The following is a 24466-nucleotide window of genomic DNA, read 5'->3' as shown; positions in this document are numbered from 1 at the left end:
CACCTAACAATAATGTCTATATTAAACTTCAATAAAATACAAATTCCATAGATACCCACAGGCGGTCTATGATCGCCCATTTGTCTTTCAAGATCTAATTCATGAAGACTTACACTATACTTTTTATTTCTAGTTACAGTAATTAACCTGATATAGCAGGCCTATCCACTACGTTTATAACGGATCGACAACATCTGGCCCTCATAACTATCAGGCAATACATGAATAAATATATTAAGAATAGCTCCATCAGGAATTGAGACAACATACCCCTTCTCTTTACCACCATATGGATGATACCTTTCAGCATAATAAAATCCAGAAATTAATTTTTTGTTTTTCCATTCGATTAATAGCGTCTCATAAAATGAAATAACATCTTTACCTTGCGAAAACGTCATATAAAATGGGGAACAAGCATCTGATTTGCCTTTTAAAACGGTTCTTTTAGGAAGAGGGAGAGAGTATGGTTGTAAGCTGTCGTAATACTCACAAGTATAAGTGTGCGTTGCGAATAAATAACTTCGTACATAGTTGTTTAGGTTCGTATTCCAAAAATATAATAATAACAATGAGATACAGGGCACGGATACCCACAGGTATCCTCGGATGACTTTAGTATTTCTTTTTATTAGGAAGCCTATTAGCAATAGCACCCATACTAAAATCAACAAAACTGAATAGAGAATATAGCTAAGATTCACCGACAAGACCACCTCTCCTCTCTGAAATTCACATTTTTTATACTGATACGATAAATAATCAGAAGTGAATGTACTTGCCTACAATGAGTTCAATAGTAAACCCCTCTATCATCTGATGCCGTCTTTATCTCTGAGAAAAATCTTTTCAATAATATGAGTATATTGTATGACTACGTTTCATTACTATAAGACATTTTGCTCACAGAAAATCAAAACCAACTCCGGCAGCTACACCGCTCGTTTCGGTCCAAAAGTAAACGACTACGCCGCACCTGCAATCAGGAGAACGTAGCCGTGATTTTCGCTTTTAATGACTATTTTTCCTTACGCTCCGTTTCATCGATTCTTGCCACGCATAGCGCACCTTCCGTATATTCTGCTGCTGCTCCTTCCACTTCAACTGAGCTTATCGCTCCTCGCGGTGCCGCTCCTGGCAAGCGGAAATCAGCCACATCAATCGGAAAAATAGCAACCTCATCTGGCTGTTCTAACTGCGGCACCCACTCATAAGGCACACGATAAGCACGGTAGACCATATTCGCATTTCGTTGATTTTTATATGGAGAAATATACTCCCACACGAGTTCATGCTCACGCGTCACTTCGAAAATCCTACCGTCTGCCCCTTCTGTTATTAACGTATTGCCATTAGGAAGCCGCTGCGCCGAGCTAATATACGGACTATAGAAACGATAAGAATCGAGCGGTGCCTGAAATCCCGCTTCGGTCGGTGTGTACTGCCATTCAATCTCTAGCGTTACAGGATTGATTTCTAAAATGCGAGAATGATCCCGCCGAGCCACCCTTAGCCCGTCCGCGGACTCCGGATTCGGCGCACCATAACCGGCCCAGCCCCCGTTATCAAATACGAGCAGATTCCCTTCACCCGGCAATCCTCTCGGAATAAGGTGGGCGTGATGCTGACCGATAATCCAGCCGAGATGCTTCGTTTCCTCAGTGTCGTAATTCGGTCCCAGCTTCCACACAATCTTGCCAGTTTGCTTGTCTATAATAGCAATAATATTAGATTCGCGAGCATCCCATATAATATTGCCTGGATGAAAACGCTCATCGCCCGCATCGTAGAACTTGTTCGGACCTAAGACAGAAGCGGAATTAATATGCATCCAATCCCCTGCATTTGCACCAAAGAATCGTGTGTTCGGGTCGCGATACAGTACTTCTTTCGCCTGCTCATCAAAGCCTAGTTCATCGAAATGATCACTGCACGCCCACTCCCAGAGGATATTCCCTTCCCAGTCCACCTCAATAAGCACATCGTCCAACAGCAGCTTATCCGAAATGTTCGGACGAGTTACATTTTTATGGACAAGCAGCAGCGTACGCCCTGAATCTACCTTCGGTTCCTGACCCGGTACATAATAACCGACAGGATTGCCTTCACGCTGGTAATCATGATGCTGGCGTGCCATCCATTGCGGCGGATTGTCTGGATCTTCAATCCATTCATAACGGTCAAACTTCCACACGATATTGCCATCCCAATCGACTTGAACCAGATTTTTCTCATCTTGAAACCCATATCTAGTATCACGCTGCGCCGTGCTTCCAAGCACATAACCACCGGGCAGCAGCTTGTTCGGAAATCCACGCAGCCCTTTCCAAAGATGAACCTCTCGACCATTCATATCAATCAGGAGCGCTCCCGTATCTGCTGCTTGATACAGGGTATACCCGCTCCATGCCTGCTCTGGCTTGTATACCGTCGTTCCCGTTGGATAAATCGTAGGGTGTCCCATATCTCATACTCCTCTCATTCGTCGGAAATAAAAAAGACTCATGCCTCTCTAGCAGCTGGTAAGCTGTAAAAGATACATGAGCCTTTGGTGATCCAATCGGCTGTTCCTATGTAAAATGTATTGGAATTATATTACCCACATTATTCCGAGTAGTCAAGTATGAATTGTTTCACTTCACAATTTACAATGAGATTGAAGTTCTCCTCTCTTTGTGATCTCGAAAATATCATTAGCAAAAAAGCTTACGTTTGCTAATTAGCTATACAAAATCCAAATGTTTACATATAGATAGATTGAATGTATACTTAAGTGGAATATCACACAAAAGTTTACAAAAAAGAAGGGATGTTTTTTTTTTGAGAAAAAAAGGAAGACTATTAACAAGAATCGGAATCCCGGTTGCTTCACTTACAATGGGATTAGTTCTCCCGATATTTTCCTTAACAGTTTTTGCTGGATACGCTACTAGTTCAACTGGGTATTTTACTGTTAACTCAAAGAACTATTCTAACAACTCAGTTATTGCTACAGATACTATTAATGGTACTTCCTTTGCAAACTCATGGTCTACAGTTCAAACATACCCTGCATCTTCATCTAACAATGTACCCGCTGGTTATATGGGTTCTAAGGCAAGATTATTCAATGGAAACGATGAATTAATTGCAGAAACTTCCTGGGTATACAATGACAAGACAACGTATGTTCTAGATAGCCGCATTGCTACTCGTAAGCCCGCAGTTTCGAGAACAGCGTATTATGGGTATGGGATCACGGCTGCATATAATGGTAATGGATATTCGCAATATTATACATTCAAAAGCCCAAAACAAAACGGATAGGAGGTAAACTATGAAAACCAGAAAAATTTCTGCCATAACATTTATTATAGGTTTGACAATAAGTGCAGCGGCAGTACCTGTATTTGGATCTAGTTTGTGGAACCGAGGTCTTGAGCAACCTCCTGTATATTCTGTGAATGAGAGTGGATTAACTTACGGTTCTGCAGCCAATGCAGTTTCTGTTGAAACAGAACCTCATTTAATATCTGCTGTGGGCATAGATGGTACTAAAGGTTATGTTTATTCTAAGGATCTTCAAGAAGAAATGCCTAAAACGCCTGAAGAGGCCGTTGCAATCATGAAAGATCATAAAAAAGCTTTATTGGCCAAAAGTTCTGATGGAAAAGCGGTAGTTGTTCGTACTCTTCCACTATATGATTTAGATGGAAAGACGATTATAGGCGAATTTGCTATTACTGGAGCACCAAATAACAAATAAAACTTAAAACGATCATATTGTTCTACCATCACCAACAAAACTCCCACTACATGTAGCGGGAGTTCTGTTGGTGTCCAGAGCTGATCACGTATCCAACTGGAATCGTTTAATTTACGGTTCACAAGAAAAATCACAAATCAAAAAACATAGTTTAATTTCTAGGGCTATATAGAAAAGTGGATTACGTCGTGAGACTTCTCATGGGCGTAACTCACACCACTCCATCTCGTGTGTCTACTTCATCGCCATTTATCAGCATATAGATACTTGGGTGAAAGAAGCCAAGAAAAATAAGCTCCCTACCTTGAAAAATGACTTGGAAATATTGCTGCATAACTTTAAAAAATCCTGTTTTCAGGTTTTATCATATCCATCGAACTAAAAACCTTCCATCTCATACTTTAATGAAAGGCTCATTCATTTTTAAAAGATGATCTTTCTACTTCACAGTCTTCTTATTTTCTCTTGGCCATATAAAATAACTAAGCGTAATCAATAGATCTACGCCGATTACAATGCCCCATATTCGAAGCGTCCCCATTAAAGCTTCTGTTCTGCTTGCATCGTTCACGTAGTAAATCATACCGACTAATAGTCCCGCACCAATGATAAAGGCAACAACATGACGAACGAAACTCTTCACGTAATGCTTCGCATGTTCCATCCCATATCTTTTGATCGGCTTCTCACCTTGCTTCGTAATATAGTAGCGAAAGTTCTCATCCGCCCAATCAATCATGCTCTTACCAAAAGCAATCGATACACCAATATAGATGGCTGCGATCGCATGCGCGGTTGTCGCTGTTGCCCCTTGGTAAAGATCAATGCTTGTAGCTACAAGCAAGATGACGTCTACAACAGGTGTTAAGGCTAACAAAAATAACCCTAAACGCTCCTTCTTCAACAAATAACGGGTAACTAATCCAGCACCGATCACGATCCAGAATGCAACTTCACAAGCAATAATAAGTAGGACAATTGCGTTCATATCTGCTCCCCTTTCAGTAGTAATCATCATACAACATCCAGTATTATAAATTATAAAAATTTGAGTTATTTCTACATTTTAAATCTGTACCGTTCGCTCTACTACCGAGCTCGGATCGATATCCAGCTGATTCGAGTATCGAACTTCACCAATTTTGCAGTTTGGGCCAATTCGAATATCCTCGCCAATGAGCAGTTCTGCTTCCACATGGTTAATTTTAATTCTACACCCCGTAAGACTAGAGCACACTAACTTCTTTCTCCCCAAAGAAAGTAAATTCAAAAAGAAGAGCTTCTCTCTGCCGATATCGATCGTTCCCCCTCCTATGAGGTGTTTAATAGAGGAGGTTCCCCCTTGGAAACGGATATGTACATCCCCTGATGTCAGCGTATCCCCAATTATAACTAACCCCTTTGCAGAAAATGATTGTGAATTCACTGATTGATCAGCTTGAAATGAGCCCGAACACTCGATTCGATCCGCAGTTATGGAATGAAAATGTCCATGACCTTTACTAGACAACTGATTGGTACTGCAATGGCCTTTTACATGACAAGAACCTGAGCTTTTGAAACTTTCTGTGCTAATACTGCCCTCAAATCGACCATGACCTGCTACATGTACGCTTTTGGATTGAATATCTTGGCGATACGTTCCAGCTCCATTAATCCGTATATGTTCTGTTGTTTCCACTGTACTCACCCCCATAAGTATCTCTGTTATTATTTTAGTAGATAAATGTTTCGATCGTTAAAATATATAGTGATTAATATAATCTCAAATGATCAGATTGTCAATAACACCCATAAACATATACAAAAAAATAAGCCAACCAGAAACCTCTGGCTGACCTATTCATACAGAAGCCGCCACGTCACTATGCAGCAGCCTATCTTTAATCGATAATTTGGGTCATAAGTTCATTCACTTGTCTAAACACATGGGAAATCGTACGCAGTTTCTGAGCTGGAATTCTTGTAAAAATCTCATATACCTTCTCTTCTCCTGCTTTCGTTAGAGCCACCATCACTACTCTACGGTCTTCCTTCGAACGAATTCTGCTTACCAATTGCTGTTCTTCTAGCTTGTCGCACATGGAAGTTGCCGCACCAGCTGTAATAAAGAAGCGTTCAGCTATTTCCGTGATGCGCATGCTTCCGCTTAATTTCAAATCCATCAACAGGGTGATATGATTTTGCGACAATACATCATTACTCGTCAGTATATCGAGGAAAGCTTTTGATTTCTGCTGTACGAGACGCATGTCCATCATGATGGCTTGTATATCTACAAACTCTTTATGGTTATCTTCCGCCACTGGACATCCTCCTATATTTTAATGGGCATATATTTTATTCATTAAAATATATAGAACGAATATGTAACAGTCAAGTCATACACCGCGTATATCCGATTAAGGATGTCGTGGTTATTAATGTCATAGCATTTGTATATTTGAGTGAAATTTACTTGAGGGTCTGTTTGTAATTCTTCCACTAGTCTAGAAAAATGAATGACCACCAACGAGAAGGACAGTTCAATTGTGCAAGCGCAACCTATACCGAGTATTGGAGCAAGTTCTACCAACATTTCATTTGATTAACTGTCCACACACCACACGAACAAGCGAAAATATCAATAAATGTTTCTTTAAAGTCAAAACGCTTGTAATAAGTTTTCTTGTAAAGACAACCACATTTAGTGTAATAGTGGGCTTTTTTAGAAAAGTCTACGTCATTAATCTCTTGTCCTTCCAACTTATGTACTAGACGCGTATTTTCTTCTGCGAATGCATCTTTACGTAAATACTTCAATCTTAACTTCATTGTGAAGGCACTCCCTTTGATACTTTAACAACAACTTGTCTAAATCTTGACTCATTTCAACCATTCTGCCATCGGTCAATTCTAAACCTTTTTGATATGCTTCATTTATTCGGAACCGTAAGAATTCGATCTCTTCAAGCATTCTCATCAGTCCTTGCATAGTAACTGCGTAGTGGATGAACCCCCTAATTCATCCACCACATGTGTCAAGGTCTCCCCTAGAACTGAATATATCTTTTGTTTCCAACGTCACTCTTCTAATGGAAAGTATGGAAACAACAAGAAAAAAGTAGACACTGAATTCAGCATCCACTTTTTTTACAAACTAAATAATTTAAATTTCATCCATCATAAAAAAGTCCAATTTTACCTAACAAAATAACTTAAGAACTAGGTCTTAATCCAAGGAGTGCCACCTCCAAATAATGTGATAGCATCGTCAGTATTAATTACTCCAGCCGACAGCAAGGTCAATACTAAAAGAATCGGTACTTTAGACATTATCTTTTTCATGCCAACCAATCCTCTCTACGTTTTTTTATTAATGATATGCTTGTACACATCATTGATTTTTCTTATAATTTCAATACTTAAATATGAATGCTCCTCAAGAATGGCTTCATTAATTAGTACTACACTCCCCAAAGCGCGGTCGTATAATCCTATTTTCATGTACTCCAGAGCACTTTTTAAATAATAATCAAATGCCTTTACTACATCTTGGCTTATTAATGCATTTCCAGCCATTTGATAGAAATAAGCCATTCTAGCCTTTTTATCTGGAGTAGTATATTCGAGGTTTAAGGAGCTTTTCATTTCTGCTTCGTATGTAAGTAAACTTCTTGCGGAAACAAGATCTAATTTTATTAAATATAACTCCATAAGCATTGTAACTACGTATACAAAATTAAATGGAGAGGTGATTTTAAAATATTTTTCTAACTGCTCTATACCTAAATCAATGTTTCCAGATCTCCCATTTATACATCCGGTCATAAATCGAACGTTGTCTTGAACAAACGAAAACGTGTATTTTTTATATTCTTCAAGATACAATCCACTTTTTGCAAAGTCATTCAAATAATAATAACAGTTACAAATGTTAAATGTAGCATGCGCACTGTACTCACCCTTAAAAATATCTATATCAAGGACAGTCTTACTAAAATCAATAGACTCATTGTACCTCAAAAGGGCATATGCATGATTTTCCAAAGAATAATAAAGCTTTATTTGTTCTTCTAAGCTTAGAAAATCAACGTATGCTAACACGCTTTTACCCGATTGGTAGGTGGCCTCTAACTTACTAAAATCATTTCTTTCGATTAAATAAACATGGTACATGCCTTTTGCAATATAAGTCATGACTCCATGACTACGCGAGTAATTTACTACTGTCTTAAATAATGAAAGTTTAATGGAAGTATTATTTACATGGTTTGCTGTGGTAAACATTTGCTTAATAGCGTCATAGCTATCTAAGTGAGGAAGTTCTAAATATTTTGTAGCAATATCCGTGATGAGGAAAATAGAACTAGAAGTTGAAATAGCTTCTTGGAGTATGTCCAGCAAGACATCTGCATTGCGTTCCAAAGAGATGTAAATCCCTATGTAGTCATCATAAGGGATATTTAATGCCTCTGCAAGCGATTTTATTGTCTTATACTCAGGCTTTCTGACTTCTCCGTTTTCAATTTTGGAGATCGTGCTTTTGCGTATACTGGCCTTCTCAGCTAACTTGTCCATTGTCAATTCTAAATTTGACCTACGGTGTCTGATCATGTCTGCAAAAGTAACAACCATCTCACTTTCACATCCTTTATCATTATAAACCAAATCCTATAGTAGGAATTATGAGTGTCTAAGAAGGGATATTAAATTACAGCTCTATAGAAAATCGTTTCGGGGGATTTATTTTTTCAAGCATCAAGGAAACCTTAACTGAAAATTCATTATAGCATAATTTTACCAGCAGTCAATGCATATTAAGTTAGATTACATACATGAAACAGCGATAGCCACGAACTAAAATAAAGGACCACTGGTGTGCTTGAGACAAAATATTTTTACGCCCTTATTTTTTGTTCTTGTACGCATATTGACAATCTCCAGCAATCTATATAAGCTGAATGTGGTTTTCCCCATTTACATTTTTAACCACATGAACGAAAGGGGTTTCTGTCATGAATACCGTGATCATTCGTTATTTAAAAGCCACATTTGTACTATTCTTCGCTGTCTTTGTTTCCCTCATTGCATTCGGAAATATAACCGACTACAACACCAACTTTCAGTTCGTCAAACACGTATTAAGCATGGATACGACGTTCGAAGGAAATACACTTATGTACCGCGCGATTACGAACCCGCTCTTCCATCATATCGGATATACTCTCATTATTATCGCTGAAATCGCTGTTGCCGTGACCGCTTGGATTGGCGGCGTTAAGCTGCTTAAACATGCGAAGACTGGCGGAGCAATCTATCAAAATTCGAAAAGCTGGGCGTATATTTCACTCGGTCTCGCTATCACCATCTGGTTTTTCGGGTTTACGACCATCGGTGGAGAGTGGTTTGCCATGTGGATGTCTTCGGAATGGAACGGGTTAGAGCCTGCTGATCGCATCGTAAGTTATATTTTCGGGGTGCTTATCTTCCTATCCCTTAAAAATGACGAGTAAGAAGTATTTGTTCTTCTTCCACGGCTAAAAATTTCAGATCAAACACCGTTTCGCTCACTAACCCACTCAAATGGGCACATGCTGAATACGGTGTTTCCTTTTTTAATGACCGTTATGTTTACTAGCAGCTCTGCGCTACATATTGTTTGAGAATCCGTTTCATTTATCTGCTCTTGAACAAAAGAGAACGAACGTTCTATAATTATATGAGGGTATCGAGTTCTCATTACTTCCAAGATCCGCAATCAGCAATTACAATGTCTATATATATCATTACCATGTACGAGAGAACTGAATTGACATCAGGAGGTTCCTATGAATTGCACAAGTGTACTGCATCAGATCGAAATAGTTGTATCAACCATTATCCAAATATGCGATACGTTAACAGATGAAGACTTGCAGAAAAGACCCACACCTGACAAACACTCTATCGGCGAGCTGCTGGAGCATATCGCTGTCATTTGCGCTGCGGATTGGCGCATCTCTCAAGGGGCGACGCTAGCTGAAATGGAAGACTTCTATTCTAGCGTTTCTTACCCTACTTTAGATTCTATAAAAGCTGGCATACTTGATAACTTTGCAGCACTTAAACATAACTATATGAATTTAACTGATGAACAGCTGCTTACCGAAACGACTTCCTATTGGGGAAATACATGCACCAGATATGAATGGCTGCTAGAAATCATCGCACATCTCTATCATCATAGAGGGCAATTGCACGCGATGCTCGTTCACTGTTATAACAAAGACCCGAAGGTCATGTTGTTTGAGTAAGTTGTCAAAGCGAGCAATTGATAGTAATGGAATGATTTTAAACTTGGGCTAAAAGGTTAAAGTTCCATCTAATGTCAGGTGCTTATTTAGAAGAATTAAAGCTTGTTATTCCTTATAACCTTGGAATTTGCTTGAATGTTATAAGATCAGAGGGTAAGGAAAAGTCGGTAGTGAAAGGATGAGGATTATGACAAAATCATCGAGCAGTCTAGTAGACATATTGAAGGAGAGCGGAGAGGCTCGCATCAAAGGAATCGCCCTTTTTATAGAAGAGCATGTTGCGCATCATTGGGAGGACGTGCTTGTTAACAATCAGGAGAAGCTGCAAAAAGCCTATGAAGAAGCTGGCGATGCAGCCTATGGCACTTACTTGAATCTGCTGTTTCTTCCTGTTCATCGCCAATTGAAAGAGGCTGGCATCACACCAGAACCTAGATTTCCTGGAGAATTTGAGATTTCACGAGAATGGGGCAATGAGCAAGAAACACATCAGCAGCGCTGGATGTGGAGTACGGTATATGGACCGCAGCAAGAAGCGTTAGGCACGATTGTCACGATCATTTTTCATGACCATACCCAATATCGGGTGCCACAGCAGCCAGATATTTTAGCATTAACAGAAGTGGGCAAAGAAGCTGTCGTAGAAGCATTATCAGCTCGATCTCCCGAATTTGCCCAAGCGCTTGAGTTTACGGTTGAGTATGAGAGATATTTGAAGAGTCTTGAATAAGCTCAATCGGAATACCAAATGACCGTTCCTACAGTCTAAAAAGGCTGATGTAATCCTCATTCCATCATAGAAAAAGTGGAATGTTTGGGTGGCTTATCACCTAACTAATACTAACGAGCTGCATAATGAAAAACCTCAGCTCTGTTAAACTGAGCTGAGGAAAATAAACCAACTATTTTTATTTTTTACACTGTCTACTTGACAGGGAGCACTTCAGAATAGACCGCGATAAGATCGTTGGAATAAGCCCGTTATTCGGGAAGAAGTAAAACGATGTTAGTCGAATAAGACAATGATAGCAGCCCGGGGGTTAATACGCCTCACTCAATAACAGTTACTGTGAATGAGCGGCCATTAATTGAAAGGTCGAACCCAATGTAGTAACCATTATGCACGTCTAAAACTACTGACCTCGAACCTCTTTCAAGTTTTATCTTTTTTGAAGTTTTTTCTGTTATTCCTATAATTATAGGAATCTTCTCTCCAGATTCCGTTGTAAATTCAGCCCCGACATAAGAAGGTATACCTAAGTATAACGTTACCCTCTCCCACAAGTATCCTTTGTCTTTTTTATTAATTCTGGCTAAGGCGACTTCACCTCCTACTTTGGCGATTAATGCATAGTGTATACCTTTATATTCTTGCGTTAGTAGTAAACTCGCCTCTTCAGTTTGTAACCCGTGCTCAATCGCTTCATTTAACGATGGTAGCCACAATTCATTAGTATCAGGAGTAACCGATTTATTACAAGATGTAAACACGAACAGTAAAGTTAGGGCGAAGACAACTAAAAATATTTTTTTCATAAATCCACCAACTTTCACATATTTGGGATTTATATATCAATATAAATTACTATATCATCGATTTCAAATATCGGACAAATCACAACGATGTGGACGAATGAATATAGTAGGCAATCACCCACTATGGAAAGGCGGGATATTGCCATGTCCACCGACAACATGACGGCCACTCTTAGTTCCCCCTCTTTAAATTTATCCTTCGACTTACGATCAGCACCCTTTTATCAAAAGAACGCTCAAAACTTTATTCTTCAGCAATTCGCCAATCAGCTGCCCGCAATGCAAAACTTGGGCTTACTCGACATTTATTTGAGTAGAGGAAACAGCGTCGAAGCCCATTGGCACCCGAACGCAGCTGAACTTGTATACGTTATAGAAGGCGAAGCAATCGTTTCGATACTTAATCCCTTTACTCTGCAAGTACTTACCTATCGCGTCAAACCGCCACAAACGGTATATATCCCTATGGGCTGGTGGCATTGGGAAATTGCGCTCAAGGATCGCACCCACTTGTTAGCTATTTTCGATAATCATGCTGCGCAAACGGTATTCGGCTCCGATGTGCTGCGCAAGACGCCACCTGAAGTATTCCAGATTATTTACGGTGTAAATGCTGCACAGCTTGCTGAAGTACTTAAGCCGATTAATCAGACTGTCATTATTGGTCCGCCGGATGCTACTCAAGCCCAATTACAGCAAGGGGTTCCTTTCCAGTATTAAATCCACTTCCCAAAATATAAGGCTGAATTCGATGTTGATGTTGATGTTGATGTTGATGTTGATGTATAGTCATTCACCTTAAAGAAAAATGCCACCCGCTCCAGGGTGGCATTTGCAATATAAGAAATCGAGATTTTGAAGTTGGAGTATTTACAATCATCATTAAAATTAAATATTTTCGTTCTTCAATGCTTCAACAATATTTTGTCCTTTATGTTTTCTAGTCGCATAGAGTATGGTCAATCCTACAATAAAGAACACACCCACTATTGCTAGGATCATATCCGCCCAAGGCAGCGTAAAATCAAAGGAGAAATTACGGCTTAGAATCTTATAGATGATATAGATTACACCTAAACTAATAGGCAACCCATAAAGCAGCGACTTCATGGCATAAAATAATCCTTCAAAGCGTATCATTTGTTTCATGCTCTTTGGAGTCATCCCAACCGAAGTTAACATGGCGAACTCTCTTTTTCTTAAAGCCATGCCTGTTGATATGGTGTTAATAATAGTTGCCATACAAATAAGCCCTATGAGAATGACAAAGCCATATAAGAACACGGATATAACTGTAGCCCGATCCAAATCAGATTGCCGTTGCTCGATCAGATTGGTCGTAAAGGCATTTACACTCGGATAACCATTTGTAATAGGCACTATTTCATTTTCCAAAGCAGCAGACTGTTCGGTTGTAAATTGAACCTCGCTGTTCATATAGTTAGGTAGATGTACAGTACCCATTTGTTGAAGCATGTTGTCAAATCCATGCTCCGACACAACAAGCGTTACAATAGAAGGATCCTCTTGGTAGTGAAGCATAAATGGTGGACGTTTATCCGTAATGGATGCGATCTGGATGTTCCATTTCGCCTCAGATCCATCTTCATTAATACTAAAAGGAAGTTCCGTCCCTTCGTTAACGGTCAATTGGGTGATCTCTGTAAAAATTCGTTTTTCTTTCAAGGTGAACTGATTAACCAGTACTGCCGGAATGTTAGCACCCTCGAATGTATTAGTATCTATACCAATCGTTCGTAGATAGTGTGTAAAAGAGGTGTCATCGAGCGAAACAATGTTTGCATTCAACGTGTAAGCACCCTCGTATGGAGCTAATCGCTTAGCAATGTCCATCGCAACTTGGTCTTCTTTAAGGTTTAGTGCTGCAGTAAATGTTTGAGTCCTTACTTTACTTGAAACATGTTTGACAGTCATCAGTTCGTTGGTTAATGACTTCACTCCTGCCAAATCATCACCGCTTACGTAGACGGATACATCGTATGGGACCGGTGCTTGTGCCATGTTATACGATTTTTCTAGATATAACGAAAAGGAAGAGGCTGCTAAAAATAAAATGACACTAACAGCAAGAGAAAAGACAGTTGTACGATAGTGATGTTTGTTTCTCTTTATATTTTTTAATCCAAGCTCCGCTTCAAATCCAAACCACTTACGAGTTACTTTTGACGTACGAACATCATTACTTTTCATTTCAATATCTTTGTTCTGTCTAATCGCACTTATCGTAGTAATTCTAGATGCTCTAACGGCTGGCAACCATGCCGAAATGAAAAGCGTTACAATAGAAACCAAGATCACAGCAATGACGCTAAACGGTTCTATTACGATACGAATGGGTTCACTAACTGAAAACATTCTTTGAATAAACGGACTGAGCAGTTCGAAAGTAACACCAATACCTATTGATCCAAATAGCAATCCTACCGGGATAGCGAATAAACCAATTACTGTCGCTTCAAAAAATACTGAAGCTCTCTTTTGCTGTTTGGTTGCCCCTATACTTGACAACATCCCTAGAGCACGACTGCGCTCTGACAGCGAGATTGCGAATGCGTTATAAATAAGTGATATCGATCCGACCATAATAATCGTACCAATCGTGATAACAGCCAGATACATAGTCGTAACAAATCTATCATCATTCGAAATCCCGGAATAAAGCAGCAGGTTTCGATGATACTCGATTTTTACTCCGTTTGATTTCGCTTGATCTTCTACTCGATGTACGCTGCTGGCGATATTATCACTAACCTTATAGACGTCAGTCCCCCATTTTTTATAATCCTTATATTCAACGCTTACGGTGTAAGGGGAACCTGTCGTCAAATGGTTCTCAGAAAGACCGCTGAATGCACGGTAAGCAGCTGCTGCTTCATACTCTCGCGCAGGTGCTTGAACAATGCCGGTAATCGTATACGTTTTGCTGTTTTTAGGCGTAAAAACTTCCTTTGAGTAGTAAGGAGCTTGGCGGACTAATGGTATTTTGACGCCTTCTACAATCTCGTTGCGGTCACCAAATTCCAAAGTAATGACATCACCGACCTTCCATCGAACACCGGAAGTTTGCATAAATTGCTCGGAAATGACCAGTTCATCTTCTGTTTTAGGCAAGCGGCCTTCAATGGTGCTTACCGCTAGCAAATCGTGATTACTATGTTCCGTAACATACAAGTAGGGCTTTTTGTTGTTTGTAGCGTTTGCAAACCGAGCAAAACCTAGCTCGTTTTCGATATCATACCCTTTAATCTCTGCCTTATTTGTAATACGACCTACATCTTCCCCTGCAACATCAAGAAATGCAGCATGCCATTTGCCACTGAAATGAATAGCTTCTCTTTGCATCATATCCATAAAAGAAGCCTTGATCGTAAACACGGCTGTAAGCATGGCGACCGAAATAACTGCCCCAATAATGGTAACAATGGTGCGGCTTTTATTATGTTTCATATAACGCAAGGTGAGCTGATTGATGATATTCATCGTCGGATCACCTCGTCTTTCGAAATCATGCCATCCTGAATGGAAATAATCCGGTCTGCTTGCAATGCTATATTTTCATCATGGGTGATGACAATGAGTGTTTGATTTCGCTCCTTGTGTAACTGTTTCAACAGTTTTATAACATCAGCGCTGTTTTTACTATCCAGATTACCGGTTGGCTCATCTGCCAATACGATAGCTGGACTGTTGATCAAGGCACGACCAATAGAAACACGCTGCTGCTGGCCACCAGACAACTGGTTGGGCAAATGGTTTAATCGCTGTTGAAGGCCTAAAATCTCTACAATGTTAGACAGGTTATCTTGATTTACTTCTCTACCGTCCAATAGCAGAGGCAACGTGATATTTTCCTCCACATTAAGAACAGGAATCAGGTTGAAAAATTGATAGATAAGACCGATCTGTCTACGCCTAAAAATGGCTAAAGCCGTTTCATCCATGGCGTATATATCCGTGTTATCAACAATCACCTTTCCAGATGTAGGCGTATCTACGCCGCCAAGTATATGCAAAAGTGTAGACTTTCCTGAACCAGATGGACCAATAATCGCTACAAATTCCCCTTTTTGTACAGTAAAAGAAATATGGTTTAGTGCAGTAACGGCCGTTTCGCCGTCACCGTATGTTTTCGACAAGTTTTCTACTCGTAAAATCTCCATCTTGAACCTCCTAGATTGCTTCTTGTTACCTTTAATTTACTTGGCTAAGATGTCTTGTCGGTGACATTCTATCTTACAATTTAGTCACTAAACCATTGGTTTGAAAAATTTGATCGTAAACGTTGTACCTCCACCAAGCTTGCTTTCCATACATATATCGGCACTTTGACTTTGCAAAATCGATTTAGACATCGCTAAGCCTATTCCAATACTGTCAGGGCCAGCGTTGTTCCCTTTATAAAATCGTTCAAAAATGTACGGGGCATCTTCTGGACTAATCCCCTGACCGCTGTCGGTAATAATCAGTTGCGTATACAAAGGCGTCTCTTTACAAGCAATCGCAATTCTGCCTCCGGCTGGCGTATGCTCGATCCCATTTTTAATGACGTTCAAGATCGCCTCGACGGTCCAGTTTTCATCTACAGTCACCATCAGATTGTTAGCACAGGAAATCGCAAGTTGTTGTTCTTTTAATTCCATAGGAATAAGAAGCGGCTCTAATGCTCTATCTACTAATTTCTTGACAGATACGTGCTCCTCTTTGAACGAAACACTTTGCACATCAATTTTGGACAACTTAAGCAATGAAGACACCAGCCATTCAATGCGCTTCAATTGATTGAGTATGTTCCCTACAAACTGTTCCCTCTTCTCTCGGGGCAGACTAGGATCGTTCAACAAATCTGCCATAACAAACATGGAGGTGAGAGGTGTTTTTAATTGATGCGAAATATTAGACAGCGTTTCAGCCAAATATAATTTATCCTTTTTCAAATGAACAGACAGTTCAGACAAAGTTAACGTGACCTTGTAAATATCATTTTTCAATATGCTTAATTCGCCTTCTCTGTTGTCCCGTATATCCATAGTCGGTTGACCAGAATAAACAGAAGCCAAATAGTCAGATAACTTCTTAATGTCTCGATAACGTTTAAGAGTAAACAGATAGAAACATAGAAAGAGCAGGGATAGCGTAGCCATGGCTACAACTCCTGCTTTCCAGTCCATCATCCAGATAACCGAAGTCCCAATAATAGATATAACTGCGCAAAAAGTGAATAATGCCCATAAGCTCTTGTTTTTAATCATGACTTCCACCCATACGATAGCCTAGTCCGCGCACGGTTTCGATGACTTTGGTGTTTTGGTTACTACCCTCTAGCTTATCTCGCAATCGTTTAATGTAAACAGAAAGTGTATTGTCATTAATAAAGCTGCCATCCACATCCCAAATACCTTCTAAAAGCTGATTTCTGGTTAGAACTTGTCCTTTATTATTCATAAAAGTCAACAGCAAGCGATATTCTAAAGCGGTTAACACTACTTCCTCTGTCCCTTTATACACTTTAGCCTGCTTTGTATTTACAATAATATTTCCAACCTTCACCACATCATGAGAAGCGTATACCTTTGTATAATGCTTAAGTGCTGATTTCATTCGGCTAATCAATTCTCGAATACGAAATGGTTTGGTAATATAATCGTCCGCCCCCATATCTAATCCGCGAACGACGTTGATCTCATCATCGCATGCCGTGAGAAAGATAACAGGAGCTTCCTGATTATCTTTAATATATTCGCAAACCTCATAGCCACTGCCATCCGGCAAAGTTAAATCAAGTAAATAAATATCAATACGCTGTAGTCTGATTGTTTCCAATGCCATTTGCTTATTTTCACAAATAAGTACTTCATAACCTTCGCTAGTAAGCGAATAATGCAGTCCATCGGCAATCGTTTTATCATCCTCAACTACTAGTACTTTCATTTTGTGCCTCCAATTGCATATAATCGGGTAATATTTCGCTAGTTAATCTTCATATGATAGGAAATGGATATAAGTAAATCATAAATGAGATACGTGTCGCAAACTATCATAATCTACTTTCCATGTTTAGACAAAGTCGGTCGCAATTGTCCGCTATGCCACGGCTCAAGAGTTTGAGTCCGAACAAAAATAAAAACAGCGTAATCTCGGACCAATAAGGTCCTGGACTACGCTGTTTTTCCCGTTCATTGATTCATACGGAGCAATCCGTTATTTTTGCCACGGTGTTTCCGTTCTATGTTCAATAATGTGTACTACCTTTGGTTCAACAGCTTTTTTAAGTAGCTGTAATGTATCATTATCTATAGAATCCCCTTCTTTTTTGTCACCTTGAATTTCTTTTTTAGCCTGTGTTGTTGCAATTACATCAACGACTTGCTGCTTAGACACCTTTTTAGCGGCCGCAATCTCGACTACCGTTTTACCTTTTGCTATTTCCTGCTTTAATTCCGCTGCACTCATGTCAAGTAAAGCAAACAGGTTTTCGTCATTTAAAAAATAATCCGCTGTCTTATCTGGCTTTCCATCTCTGGAGAAGAAACCTTCTACATCGGGTGCAGTTCCACCTCCGGCAAGCGAAAGACTGATCGTGTTGCTATGAACGAAGACCTGGAAGAACGGTATATCTTCTTCCTTCTTAGTGTAGTTCAACATAAACGTTTTATTATCCGGATTTTCCATTTGCTCGATTCTAAACTCGTAGTTCTCACTGTCACCATACATCTTATCAATAAGCGTATCTACTTTCGCCTTCATTTCTTTTTCCGTTAAAGAAACAACTGGCTTTTCCTGAGGCTCCCAATTTACTTGATCAATGTGATCAATTGCACCCGCTGCACCAATAGCAAGGCTAATTTTTTTACCGGAAGTCCCCTTTTCCTGTAGAACAAGACTAGTTTGGATCGCTTTCTTATCCTTTGAATTTGCAGCGTCTCCTTCAACACGGCTTGCTTCGATAATATGAAATGATTTTGTTTCGGGAAATGCGTCGTATAGCCTCTCTAGCGCTGCTTTGCTGACTTTATCTAGCTTAACTTGTTCATCTGTCATTGGCGTTCTTGTCAACAGCTCAATTAACGGCGGTGCAGCAAAGACTGCACTCGGAATCAAAATCGCAGCAGCTATCATTCCACCAAGTAAACGTTTTTTCATAAATAAACCGCTCCTTTTTCGTTGTAAATGTTTAGAATACGATTGTTCAATTCGTTTGGAGAGAGCCGGGGGGCACTCCATTGATCCTGCCTCTTTGTGCAGATATTCACGGATTTTGTGTTCCATAGGCATTGATCGTTTCCATCCTTTCCAGCGGGAGATTCCCTACATGTTTTCGAAGCGCCTGAAGGGCAGCATGATATCTGGACTTAACAGTACCTAACGGAATATTAAGCAATGACGCAATTTCTTCAAGCGTATAATCATGAAAAAAGCGGAGGATAATGACTGCTCGCTGTTTGTCAGTGAGTGACTGGATTGCCTGCGATATCTCCTGATCAATCCCCTCTGTCATCACAGTGGGCTTATCCCAATGATGCTCTTCCCGGGAGAAAATACGGATACGTTCAAAAATCCGGCATCTCCTCCAACGCTTGACCCGAAATCGTTGCACTTGGCGAATGACAAGACCGTGCAGCCAGAACTGGAAAGGACGACTTATATCATAGTTCGCAAGTGAGGTCCACATTTGCATATAAATCTCGTTCATAACATCTTCTCGATCCTGCTGATGATCCACCAGAAAGCATACGGTTCGATAGACATCCTGATAGGTTGCCTCATACATCTTCTGAAACGCATGTTGATCTCCGTCTATCATCTGTTGAAGCAGCTGGTACATATATTTACTTTCCATTCAGAGGGCCCTCCTGAATAAGCTTACACCCTATATTGTCGCTGTCTCGAAAAAAGGTTCGGTACTTTTTCTAAACGTACAAAAAAAACACCCTATCGATAGAGTCTTCCTCATTAGCACAGCTAATAACTACTCATTCTACCGTTAGGGTGTTGATTGCTTAAAACGTCATCGCTTGACCATGTCTTGCTAGGTACTGCTCCTTCTCCTTATAGTCAGGCATGATACTGCCCACACGCCGCCAGAAGGAGCGATCATGATTCATATGATGCAAATGGCACAATTCATGAATGACAACATAATCAATTACTTCAATAGGTGCCATTGCCAACCGATAATTAAAGGTTAGCTTCTTATCCGAGCTGCAGGTCCCCCACTTCGTTCGAGACTCTATAATTTCGAAAGATTTCGGCTTCACTTTCAAATCATTTTGATAAACTTTAATCCGTTCCCCAATTATCTTTTTGCAGCTGGCAAAATAGAACTTTTTAAGCTTTAGCTTAAGCTCCTCTTCTGATAGTCCATCTGTATCAATTAATTCATGCAACAAATATTCTTTGCCTAAATGAAGAAAGGTTCCCGCATCGTCGTACTCTCTCGACTTGATCGCCCCTTCTTTAGCTGCTTCTATTTTTCGCAAATTTTCACTGATCCACTTTCTATATTGTTCAACCGCACTTCGTATCGTTTCTTCCGTCATCTCTTTAGGCACTTTAATCGAAACACGACCGAACGAATCCATATGAATCGTGCTTTTCTTTCTGCGCCCGTATTGAACATGAACATGTATGATTTGATTATCTATTTCAACTTGCATATTCACCATCATCTCTATCTACTTTTGTTTGGATCAATAACTGCCCATGCACTGTTTGTGCTCCAAGCAGGAGAGCAGCTATCCTGTATTTATTTTACCATAACCATTCAGAAGTAGTTTTCTTTATATAAATCAAAATATTTTTATCTCAAAACAACTTATATATATTGTTAATCAATAAATAACATATTATAATAACATTGATTTTAAGCAAATGAGGTGTTTAATGATGAAACGTGCATCCACTTTATTTTTAAAGATTTGTGTATTTCTAATGGGTTTGCCAGCGCTTGCTGTCTGTGTATTGTCGCTTCTGTCTTTGTTTCGAGAAACTAACGATCAATTTCCAGGCAAACTTTATGCGGTCGATATCGTTTATTTTGCAGCGATAATTCCTTATTTCATCGCATTGTATCAGGCATTTACATTACTAAGCTATATTGATAGCAATATTGCTTTTTCTGAGCTGTCCGTCCGGGCATTAAAGAAAATCAAATATTGCGGCATCAGTATCGGCACTATTTTTGTAGCAATGGAACCCGTGTTGTACATGATGGCTAAACAAGAGGATGCGCCAGGGTTGGTTGTGCTTGGGCTGGTTATAGCCTTCGCCTCGTTTGTCGTTGCCGTATTCGGTGCTCTACTGGAGCGATTGTTGCAAAATGCCATTCATCTCAAATCTGAAAATGAACTTACGGTTTAAGAAGTCGAAGTACCCCTTCAAGAAGATGTACACGACAAAAAGGCAGCTCGCAAGAGCTGCCCTCTCCTCACATGTCCTAATACTCTTTAGGACATGCTTTCTTCTATAGTTGTGGCCCCGCTGCGCGAATCGCCTCAGATGCATCACTAAACTTTTCGAAATTGTGCTGGAAACGCTCTGCAAGCTGCTTAGCCTGACGATCATATTCCTCTTTGTCTGCCCATACCTGTCTTGGATCAAGCAGCTCACTAGGTACATTCGGAATCGCGTCAGGGATATGTGTACCGAATATCGAGTGCGGCGTATACTGAGCATCCTCGATACTTCCATCAATAATGGAAGTGATCATAGCCCGTGTATAAGCCAAATCCATCCGTTTACCAGTGCCGTAGGCACCACCGCTCCAGCCTGTATTAACAAGATAGACACGAGCATTGTGCTTCGTAATTTTGTCACCGAGCATTTCTGCATAGACGCTTGGTCTTAATGGAAGAAATGGTCCGCCGAAGCATGCCGAGAACGTCGCTTCTGGCTCGGTCACCCCCCGCTCCGTGCCAGCCAACTTCGACGTGTAGCCGGATAGGAAGTGATACATTGCTTGTTCCTTTGTCAATTTGGATACAGGAGGCAGTACCCCATAGGCATCAGCCGTCAAGAAAATAATGACGTTCGGATGACCCGCCACTCCAGGAATGACGGAATCCTCGATGTAATCAATCGGGTATGCAGCACGTGTATTCTCAGTCAGCTCGTTGCTGCTGTAATCCGCCTCACCAGACGAAGCATCGATGGATACATTCTCAAGCACCGAGCCAAAGCGAATTGCATTCCATATTTGCGGCTCTTTTTTCTCCGTCAGCCCTATGCACTTCGCATAGCAGCCTCCCTCGAAATTAAATACCCCTGCATCTGACCAGCCATGCTCATCATCACCGATCAATCTGCGTGCTGGATCAGCTGACAACGTCGTCTTTCCTGTTCCCGATAGTCCAAAGAACAAGGCCGTATCACCAGCTTCACCAACATTTGCCGAACAATGCATCGGCATAACCCCTTGAAACGGCAGCAGGTAATTCAGCACGCTAAAGATCGACTTTTTCATTTCACCTGCATAATGAGTACCACCGATGAGTACAATTTTCTTTGAAAATGATATCGCGATAAACGTTTCCGAATTCGTTCCATCCGTAATTGGATCCGCTTTCAAACCAGGTAATGTAATAACCGTGAATTCTGCCTTGTGTGACAGTAATTCTTCAGTAGTAGGACGAATAAATAACTGATGAACGAATAGATTTTGCCATGCATATTCGTTGATTACTCGGATCGGCAAACGGTAGTCTTTATCTGCGCCTGCATAACCGTCGAAAATGTAAAGCTTCCGATATGCCATATAATCGATCGCTTTTTCATGAAGCAGATCAAATTGTTCAGGAGTCAGTGATTGATTCACGCCACCCCAGGCAATATGATTAATCGTCTGCTCTTCTTTCACGATGAATTTGTCCTTTGGAGAGCGGCCTGTAAATTTGCCTGTCTCGACTTGCAGTGCACCTGCTGACGTAAGATGCCCTTCGCCATGAAGAAGCGCAGATTCTACTAGCTTCACAACCGGCAAATTTCTTTGCATGGTATCTACATCCAAATCAGCAACATACATGTTAGCCCTGCTATTCGCGGTCACGGTTAATTCCTCCTATATTTGCCTCATCTTTTATTATTCAGCGTACATATTTATCGGTACATCTAGACTCCTGTGCAATTGGCGGCACTCAGGTTGATCGCACACCCCATAATAAACAACCATTCTGTTCGTATTCAACGTTTCTACTTGAGAGTTACAATGCTTGCAAATGATGACACCCATATTTACATTCAAGTTGTTCATGGAATCGTTCATGCTTCATTCATCCTCCCTATAACGTATAATATATTTTATATGCAGATTGTTGTGGGAATAATGTACACTATTATTTAATGATGCGCAACATATAATGGTTTTTTGCTCATAAAGTTTTTTTATGATGTCTTTTTGTTTTTTTAATTGCATATTGTTCATATTGTTCATGCTAAATACAACACAAAAAAAGCCCCACTTATTCATTATAAGTGAGGCCTTTACCTAGACTCAGCTTAGGAGCATATTAGGACATTTTCACCAAGCTGTAGTTTTTCTTACCTTTACGGATAATAATGAAGCGTCCCCCGATAGCGTGCTCTTCAGATACTTCCAAGCCCACATCGCTAATACGCTCACCGTTCATAGAAATTGCACCATTTGTAATGTCTTCACGTGCTTGACGCTTAGACTTCACGATGCCAAGATCAACGAGCCAGTCCACGATATTTTTCGCTTCCTTCGTCGCTTCGAACGTAGGCATCTCTTTGAAGCCTTGCTCGATCTCGTCAGCTGTCAACGACTTAATGTCACCGCTGAACAATGCAGCCGTAATACGCTTCGCCTGAGCTAGCAGTTCTTCGCTGTGTACAAAGCGAGTCATTTCTTCAGCAAGCGTAATTTGTGCTTCGCGCTTATGCGGTTCCGTCTCTACCTTTTGAGCCAACTCATCAATACGCTCTTTAGTAAGGAACGTAAAGTATTTCAAGTATTTCACAACGTCACGGTCATCTGTATTTGCCCAGAACTGATAGAACTCGAATGGAGTCGTTTTGTCCGGATCAAGCCAGATTGCGCCGCCTGCTGTTTTACCAAACTTCGTACCGTCCGCTTTAAGCATCAATGGAATTGTAAGACCGAATGCTTTTGCTTCAGAGCCTTCTTTTTTACGAATCAGATCAAGTCCGCTCGTTATGTTACCCCATTGGTCAGAACCACCGATTTGCAACTGAACATCTTCATGCTGGTACAGATGCAAGTAGTCCAAGGACTGCAAGATTTGGTATGAGAATTCTGTAAAGGAAATACCGCTGTCAAGACGGCTGGATACAACATCTTTCGCCAACATCGTATTGATGCTGAAGTTTTTACCGTAGTCACGTAAGAACTCGATGACATTGATTTTGTGCGTCCAGTCATAGTTATTTACCATGCGCATTTGATTGTCGCCCTCTGTTAAGAACAACTTTTTCAATTGTGCCGTAAGTGCATCTACGTTCGCTTGAATCTCTTCCAACGTTTGCAAAGAACGCTCCGATTGACGACCGCTTGGATCACCAATTGTACCTGTAGCCCCACCGATCAAAATTACCGGACGATGGCCTGCTAGCTGGAAACGTTTCAACACCATGAAAGGAATCAAGTGACCAATATGCATACTGTCGCCTGTCGGGTCTACCCCGCAGTAGAGGGAGATCGATTTCTCATTCGTAAGTTCTTTAAGACCTTCAGCGTCTGTTTGTTGGTTAATGGCGTCGCGCCATTCTAGTTCTTCGATAATATTCACAGCTATCCACTCCTTTTAATGTATAAACTTTCCCTATTCGTTTGCTTCATGCGGCATAAAAAAATCGCCCCTTGTCTGTAAAAGACATAGGGACGATTGACCAACCGTGTTACCACCCAGATTGCACC

General features: G+C 40.4%; 26 protein-coding genes and 1 other annotated feature (1 of these 27 only partly in view). Of the genes, 7 read left to right on the top strand and 19 right to left on the bottom strand.

All coding sequences use genetic code 11. The annotated features are described in order from the left end of the window. Positions 1 to 161: 161 nt before the first annotated feature. Together H580_RS23720 and H580_RS0108030 are read right to left on the bottom strand one after the other, a co-directional pair. Positions 162 to 710 (bottom strand): hypothetical protein, encoded by a 549-nt coding sequence (locus tag H580_RS23720; RefSeq protein WP_157282754.1) that lies wholly within the window; start codon positions 708 to 710, stop codon positions 162 to 164. A gap of 308 nt (positions 711 to 1018) precedes the next feature. Further along, positions 1019 to 2464, bottom strand: a complete 1446-nt coding sequence (locus H580_RS0108030) for an aryl-sulfate sulfotransferase (RefSeq protein ID WP_028594322.1) — start codon at positions 2462 to 2464, stop codon at positions 1019 to 1021. A 356-nt stretch (positions 2465 to 2820) separates the two neighbouring features. On the opposite strand from H580_RS0108030, the gene H580_RS25410 reads away from it, so the two are divergent. Beyond that, entirely contained in the window at positions 2821 to 3306 is a 486-nt protein-coding gene (locus H580_RS25410; RefSeq protein WP_028594321.1) for a hypothetical protein, read from the top strand. A gap of 10 nt (positions 3307 to 3316) precedes the next feature. Next, complete coding sequence (locus H580_RS23710) at positions 3317 to 3745, top strand: hypothetical protein (protein ID WP_036604870.1); 429 nt, start codon at positions 3317 to 3319, stop codon at positions 3743 to 3745. 439 nt (positions 3746 to 4184) lie between these two features. On the opposite strand, the gene H580_RS0108015 is transcribed toward H580_RS23710, so the two are convergent. From H580_RS0108015 to H580_RS0107985, 6 genes are all read right to left on the bottom strand, one after another. Next, positions 4185 to 4733, bottom strand: coding sequence for a hypothetical protein (locus H580_RS0108015; RefSeq protein WP_028594320.1), 549 nt, complete (start codon positions 4731 to 4733; stop codon positions 4185 to 4187). A 78-nt stretch (positions 4734 to 4811) separates the two neighbouring features. Then, entirely contained in the window at positions 4812 to 5426 is a 615-nt protein-coding gene (locus H580_RS0108010) for a hypothetical protein (protein ID WP_028594319.1), read from the bottom strand. A gap of 202 nt (positions 5427 to 5628) precedes the next feature. Continuing rightward, a complete protein-coding gene (locus H580_RS0108005; protein WP_028594318.1) occupies positions 5629 to 6051 on the bottom strand; it encodes a MarR family winged helix-turn-helix transcriptional regulator in 423 nt (140 codons plus the stop codon). 262 nt (positions 6052 to 6313) lie between these two features. Beyond that, the gene (locus H580_RS26390; RefSeq protein WP_028594317.1) at positions 6314 to 6559 is read right to left on the bottom strand and encodes a hypothetical protein; all 246 of its coding nucleotides are present in this window, start codon (positions 6557 to 6559) and stop codon (positions 6314 to 6316) included. Next, complete coding sequence (locus H580_RS26970; protein ID WP_211224395.1) at positions 6531 to 6701, bottom strand: aspartyl-phosphate phosphatase Spo0E family protein; 171 nt, start codon at positions 6699 to 6701, stop codon at positions 6531 to 6533. The genes H580_RS26390 and H580_RS26970 overlap by 29 nt, the downstream gene beginning before the upstream one ends. Positions 6702 to 7087: 386 nt before the next feature. Then, positions 7088 to 8362 (bottom strand): helix-turn-helix domain-containing protein, encoded by a 1275-nt coding sequence (locus tag H580_RS0107985; RefSeq protein ID WP_036604868.1) that lies wholly within the window; start codon positions 8360 to 8362, stop codon positions 7088 to 7090. 380 nt (positions 8363 to 8742) lie between these two features. Here H580_RS0107985 and H580_RS0107980 point away from each other — a divergent pair, with 380 nt between their 5' ends. The 3 genes from H580_RS0107980 (at position 8743) to H580_RS0107970 (ending at position 10750) form a co-directional block, all read left to right on the top strand. Beyond that, positions 8743 to 9240, top strand: coding sequence for a DUF2165 family protein (locus H580_RS0107980; protein ID WP_036604866.1), 498 nt, complete (start codon positions 8743 to 8745; stop codon positions 9238 to 9240). A 315-nt stretch (positions 9241 to 9555) separates the two neighbouring features. Further along, positions 9556 to 10020, top strand: coding sequence for a DinB family protein (locus H580_RS0107975; RefSeq protein ID WP_028594313.1), 465 nt, complete (start codon positions 9556 to 9558; stop codon positions 10018 to 10020). A gap of 187 nt (positions 10021 to 10207) precedes the next feature. Then, on the top strand, positions 10208 to 10750 hold the full coding sequence (locus tag H580_RS0107970; protein ID WP_036604864.1) for a DUF6022 family protein: 543 nt from the start codon (positions 10208 to 10210) through the stop codon (positions 10748 to 10750). Between the two features lie 320 nt (positions 10751 to 11070). On the opposite strand, the gene H580_RS0107965 is transcribed toward H580_RS0107970, so the two are convergent. Next, entirely contained in the window at positions 11071 to 11556 is a 486-nt protein-coding gene (locus H580_RS0107965) for a hypothetical protein (RefSeq protein WP_028594311.1), read from the bottom strand. Positions 11557 to 11700: 144 nt separating this feature from the next. Here H580_RS0107965 and H580_RS23705 point away from each other — a divergent pair, with 144 nt between their 5' ends. Then, a complete protein-coding gene (locus H580_RS23705; RefSeq protein ID WP_051217331.1) occupies positions 11701 to 12276 on the top strand; it encodes a cupin domain-containing protein in 576 nt (191 codons plus the stop codon). A gap of 168 nt (positions 12277 to 12444) precedes the next feature. On the opposite strand, the gene H580_RS0107955 is transcribed toward H580_RS23705, so the two are convergent. The 7 genes from H580_RS0107955 to H580_RS0107925 all read right to left on the bottom strand — a co-directional run bounded on the left by H580_RS0107955 (position 12445) and on the right by H580_RS0107925 (position 20231). Then, the gene (locus H580_RS0107955; RefSeq protein ID WP_028594310.1) at positions 12445 to 15057 is read right to left on the bottom strand and encodes an ABC transporter permease; all 2613 of its coding nucleotides are present in this window, start codon (positions 15055 to 15057) and stop codon (positions 12445 to 12447) included. Then, on the bottom strand, positions 15054 to 15737 hold the full coding sequence (locus H580_RS0107950) for an ABC transporter ATP-binding protein (protein WP_028594309.1): 684 nt from the start codon (positions 15735 to 15737) through the stop codon (positions 15054 to 15056). The genes H580_RS0107955 and H580_RS0107950 overlap by 4 nt, the downstream gene beginning before the upstream one ends. 87 nt (positions 15738 to 15824) lie before the next feature. Then, complete coding sequence (locus H580_RS0107945; RefSeq protein WP_028594308.1) at positions 15825 to 16826, bottom strand: sensor histidine kinase; 1002 nt, start codon at positions 16824 to 16826, stop codon at positions 15825 to 15827. Further along, the gene (locus tag H580_RS0107940) at positions 16819 to 17505 is read right to left on the bottom strand and encodes a response regulator transcription factor (protein WP_028594307.1); all 687 of its coding nucleotides are present in this window, start codon (positions 17503 to 17505) and stop codon (positions 16819 to 16821) included. Before H580_RS0107940 ends, H580_RS0107945 begins: the two co-directional genes overlap by 8 nt. Before the next feature lie 270 nt (positions 17506 to 17775). Next, positions 17776 to 18849 (bottom strand): hypothetical protein, encoded by a 1074-nt coding sequence (locus H580_RS0107935; RefSeq protein WP_211224394.1) that lies wholly within the window; start codon positions 18847 to 18849, stop codon positions 17776 to 17778. Further along, the gene (locus H580_RS0107930) at positions 18824 to 19414 is read right to left on the bottom strand and encodes a sigma-70 family RNA polymerase sigma factor (RefSeq protein ID WP_028594305.1); all 591 of its coding nucleotides are present in this window, start codon (positions 19412 to 19414) and stop codon (positions 18824 to 18826) included. Before H580_RS0107930 ends, H580_RS0107935 begins: the two co-directional genes overlap by 26 nt. Before the next feature lie 160 nt (positions 19415 to 19574). After that, positions 19575 to 20231, bottom strand: coding sequence for a M48 family metallopeptidase (locus H580_RS0107925; RefSeq protein ID WP_028594304.1), 657 nt, complete (start codon positions 20229 to 20231; stop codon positions 19575 to 19577). A 229-nt stretch (positions 20232 to 20460) separates the two neighbouring features. On the opposite strand from H580_RS0107925, the gene H580_RS0107920 reads away from it, so the two are divergent. Continuing rightward, entirely contained in the window at positions 20461 to 20934 is a 474-nt protein-coding gene (locus tag H580_RS0107920; protein WP_028594303.1) for a DUF2975 domain-containing protein, read from the top strand. 103 nt (positions 20935 to 21037) lie between these two features. Here the strand turns inward: H580_RS0107920 and pckA are convergent, their stop codons facing one another. The 3 genes from pckA to tyrS form a co-directional block, all read right to left on the bottom strand. Continuing rightward, positions 21038 to 22594 carry a phosphoenolpyruvate carboxykinase (ATP) gene (gene pckA / locus H580_RS0107915; RefSeq protein WP_036604903.1) on the bottom strand — a complete coding sequence of 519 codons (1557 nt, stop codon included), beginning with the start codon at positions 22592 to 22594 and terminating at the stop codon, positions 21038 to 21040. Between the two features lie 57 nt (positions 22595 to 22651). After that, positions 22652 to 22834, bottom strand: a complete 183-nt coding sequence (locus tag H580_RS25780; RefSeq protein ID WP_084509060.1) for a GapA-binding peptide SR1P — start codon at positions 22832 to 22834, stop codon at positions 22652 to 22654. 244 nt (positions 22835 to 23078) lie between these two features. Beyond that, on the bottom strand, positions 23079 to 24338 hold the full coding sequence (gene tyrS, locus H580_RS0107910; protein ID WP_028594301.1) for a tyrosine--tRNA ligase: 1260 nt from the start codon (positions 24336 to 24338) through the stop codon (positions 23079 to 23081). Positions 24339 to 24423: 85 nt separating this feature from the next. Then, positions 24424 to 24466, bottom strand: a binding site (T-box leader); it runs 185 nt beyond the window's last position.

The sequence above is a fragment of the Paenibacillus assamensis DSM 18201 genome, from assembly GCF_000422445.1.
Taxonomy (GTDB): domain Bacteria; phylum Bacillota; class Bacilli; order Paenibacillales; family Paenibacillaceae; genus Paenibacillus_B; species Paenibacillus_B assamensis.
This window is presented reverse-complemented; position numbering and strand designations above follow the sequence as displayed.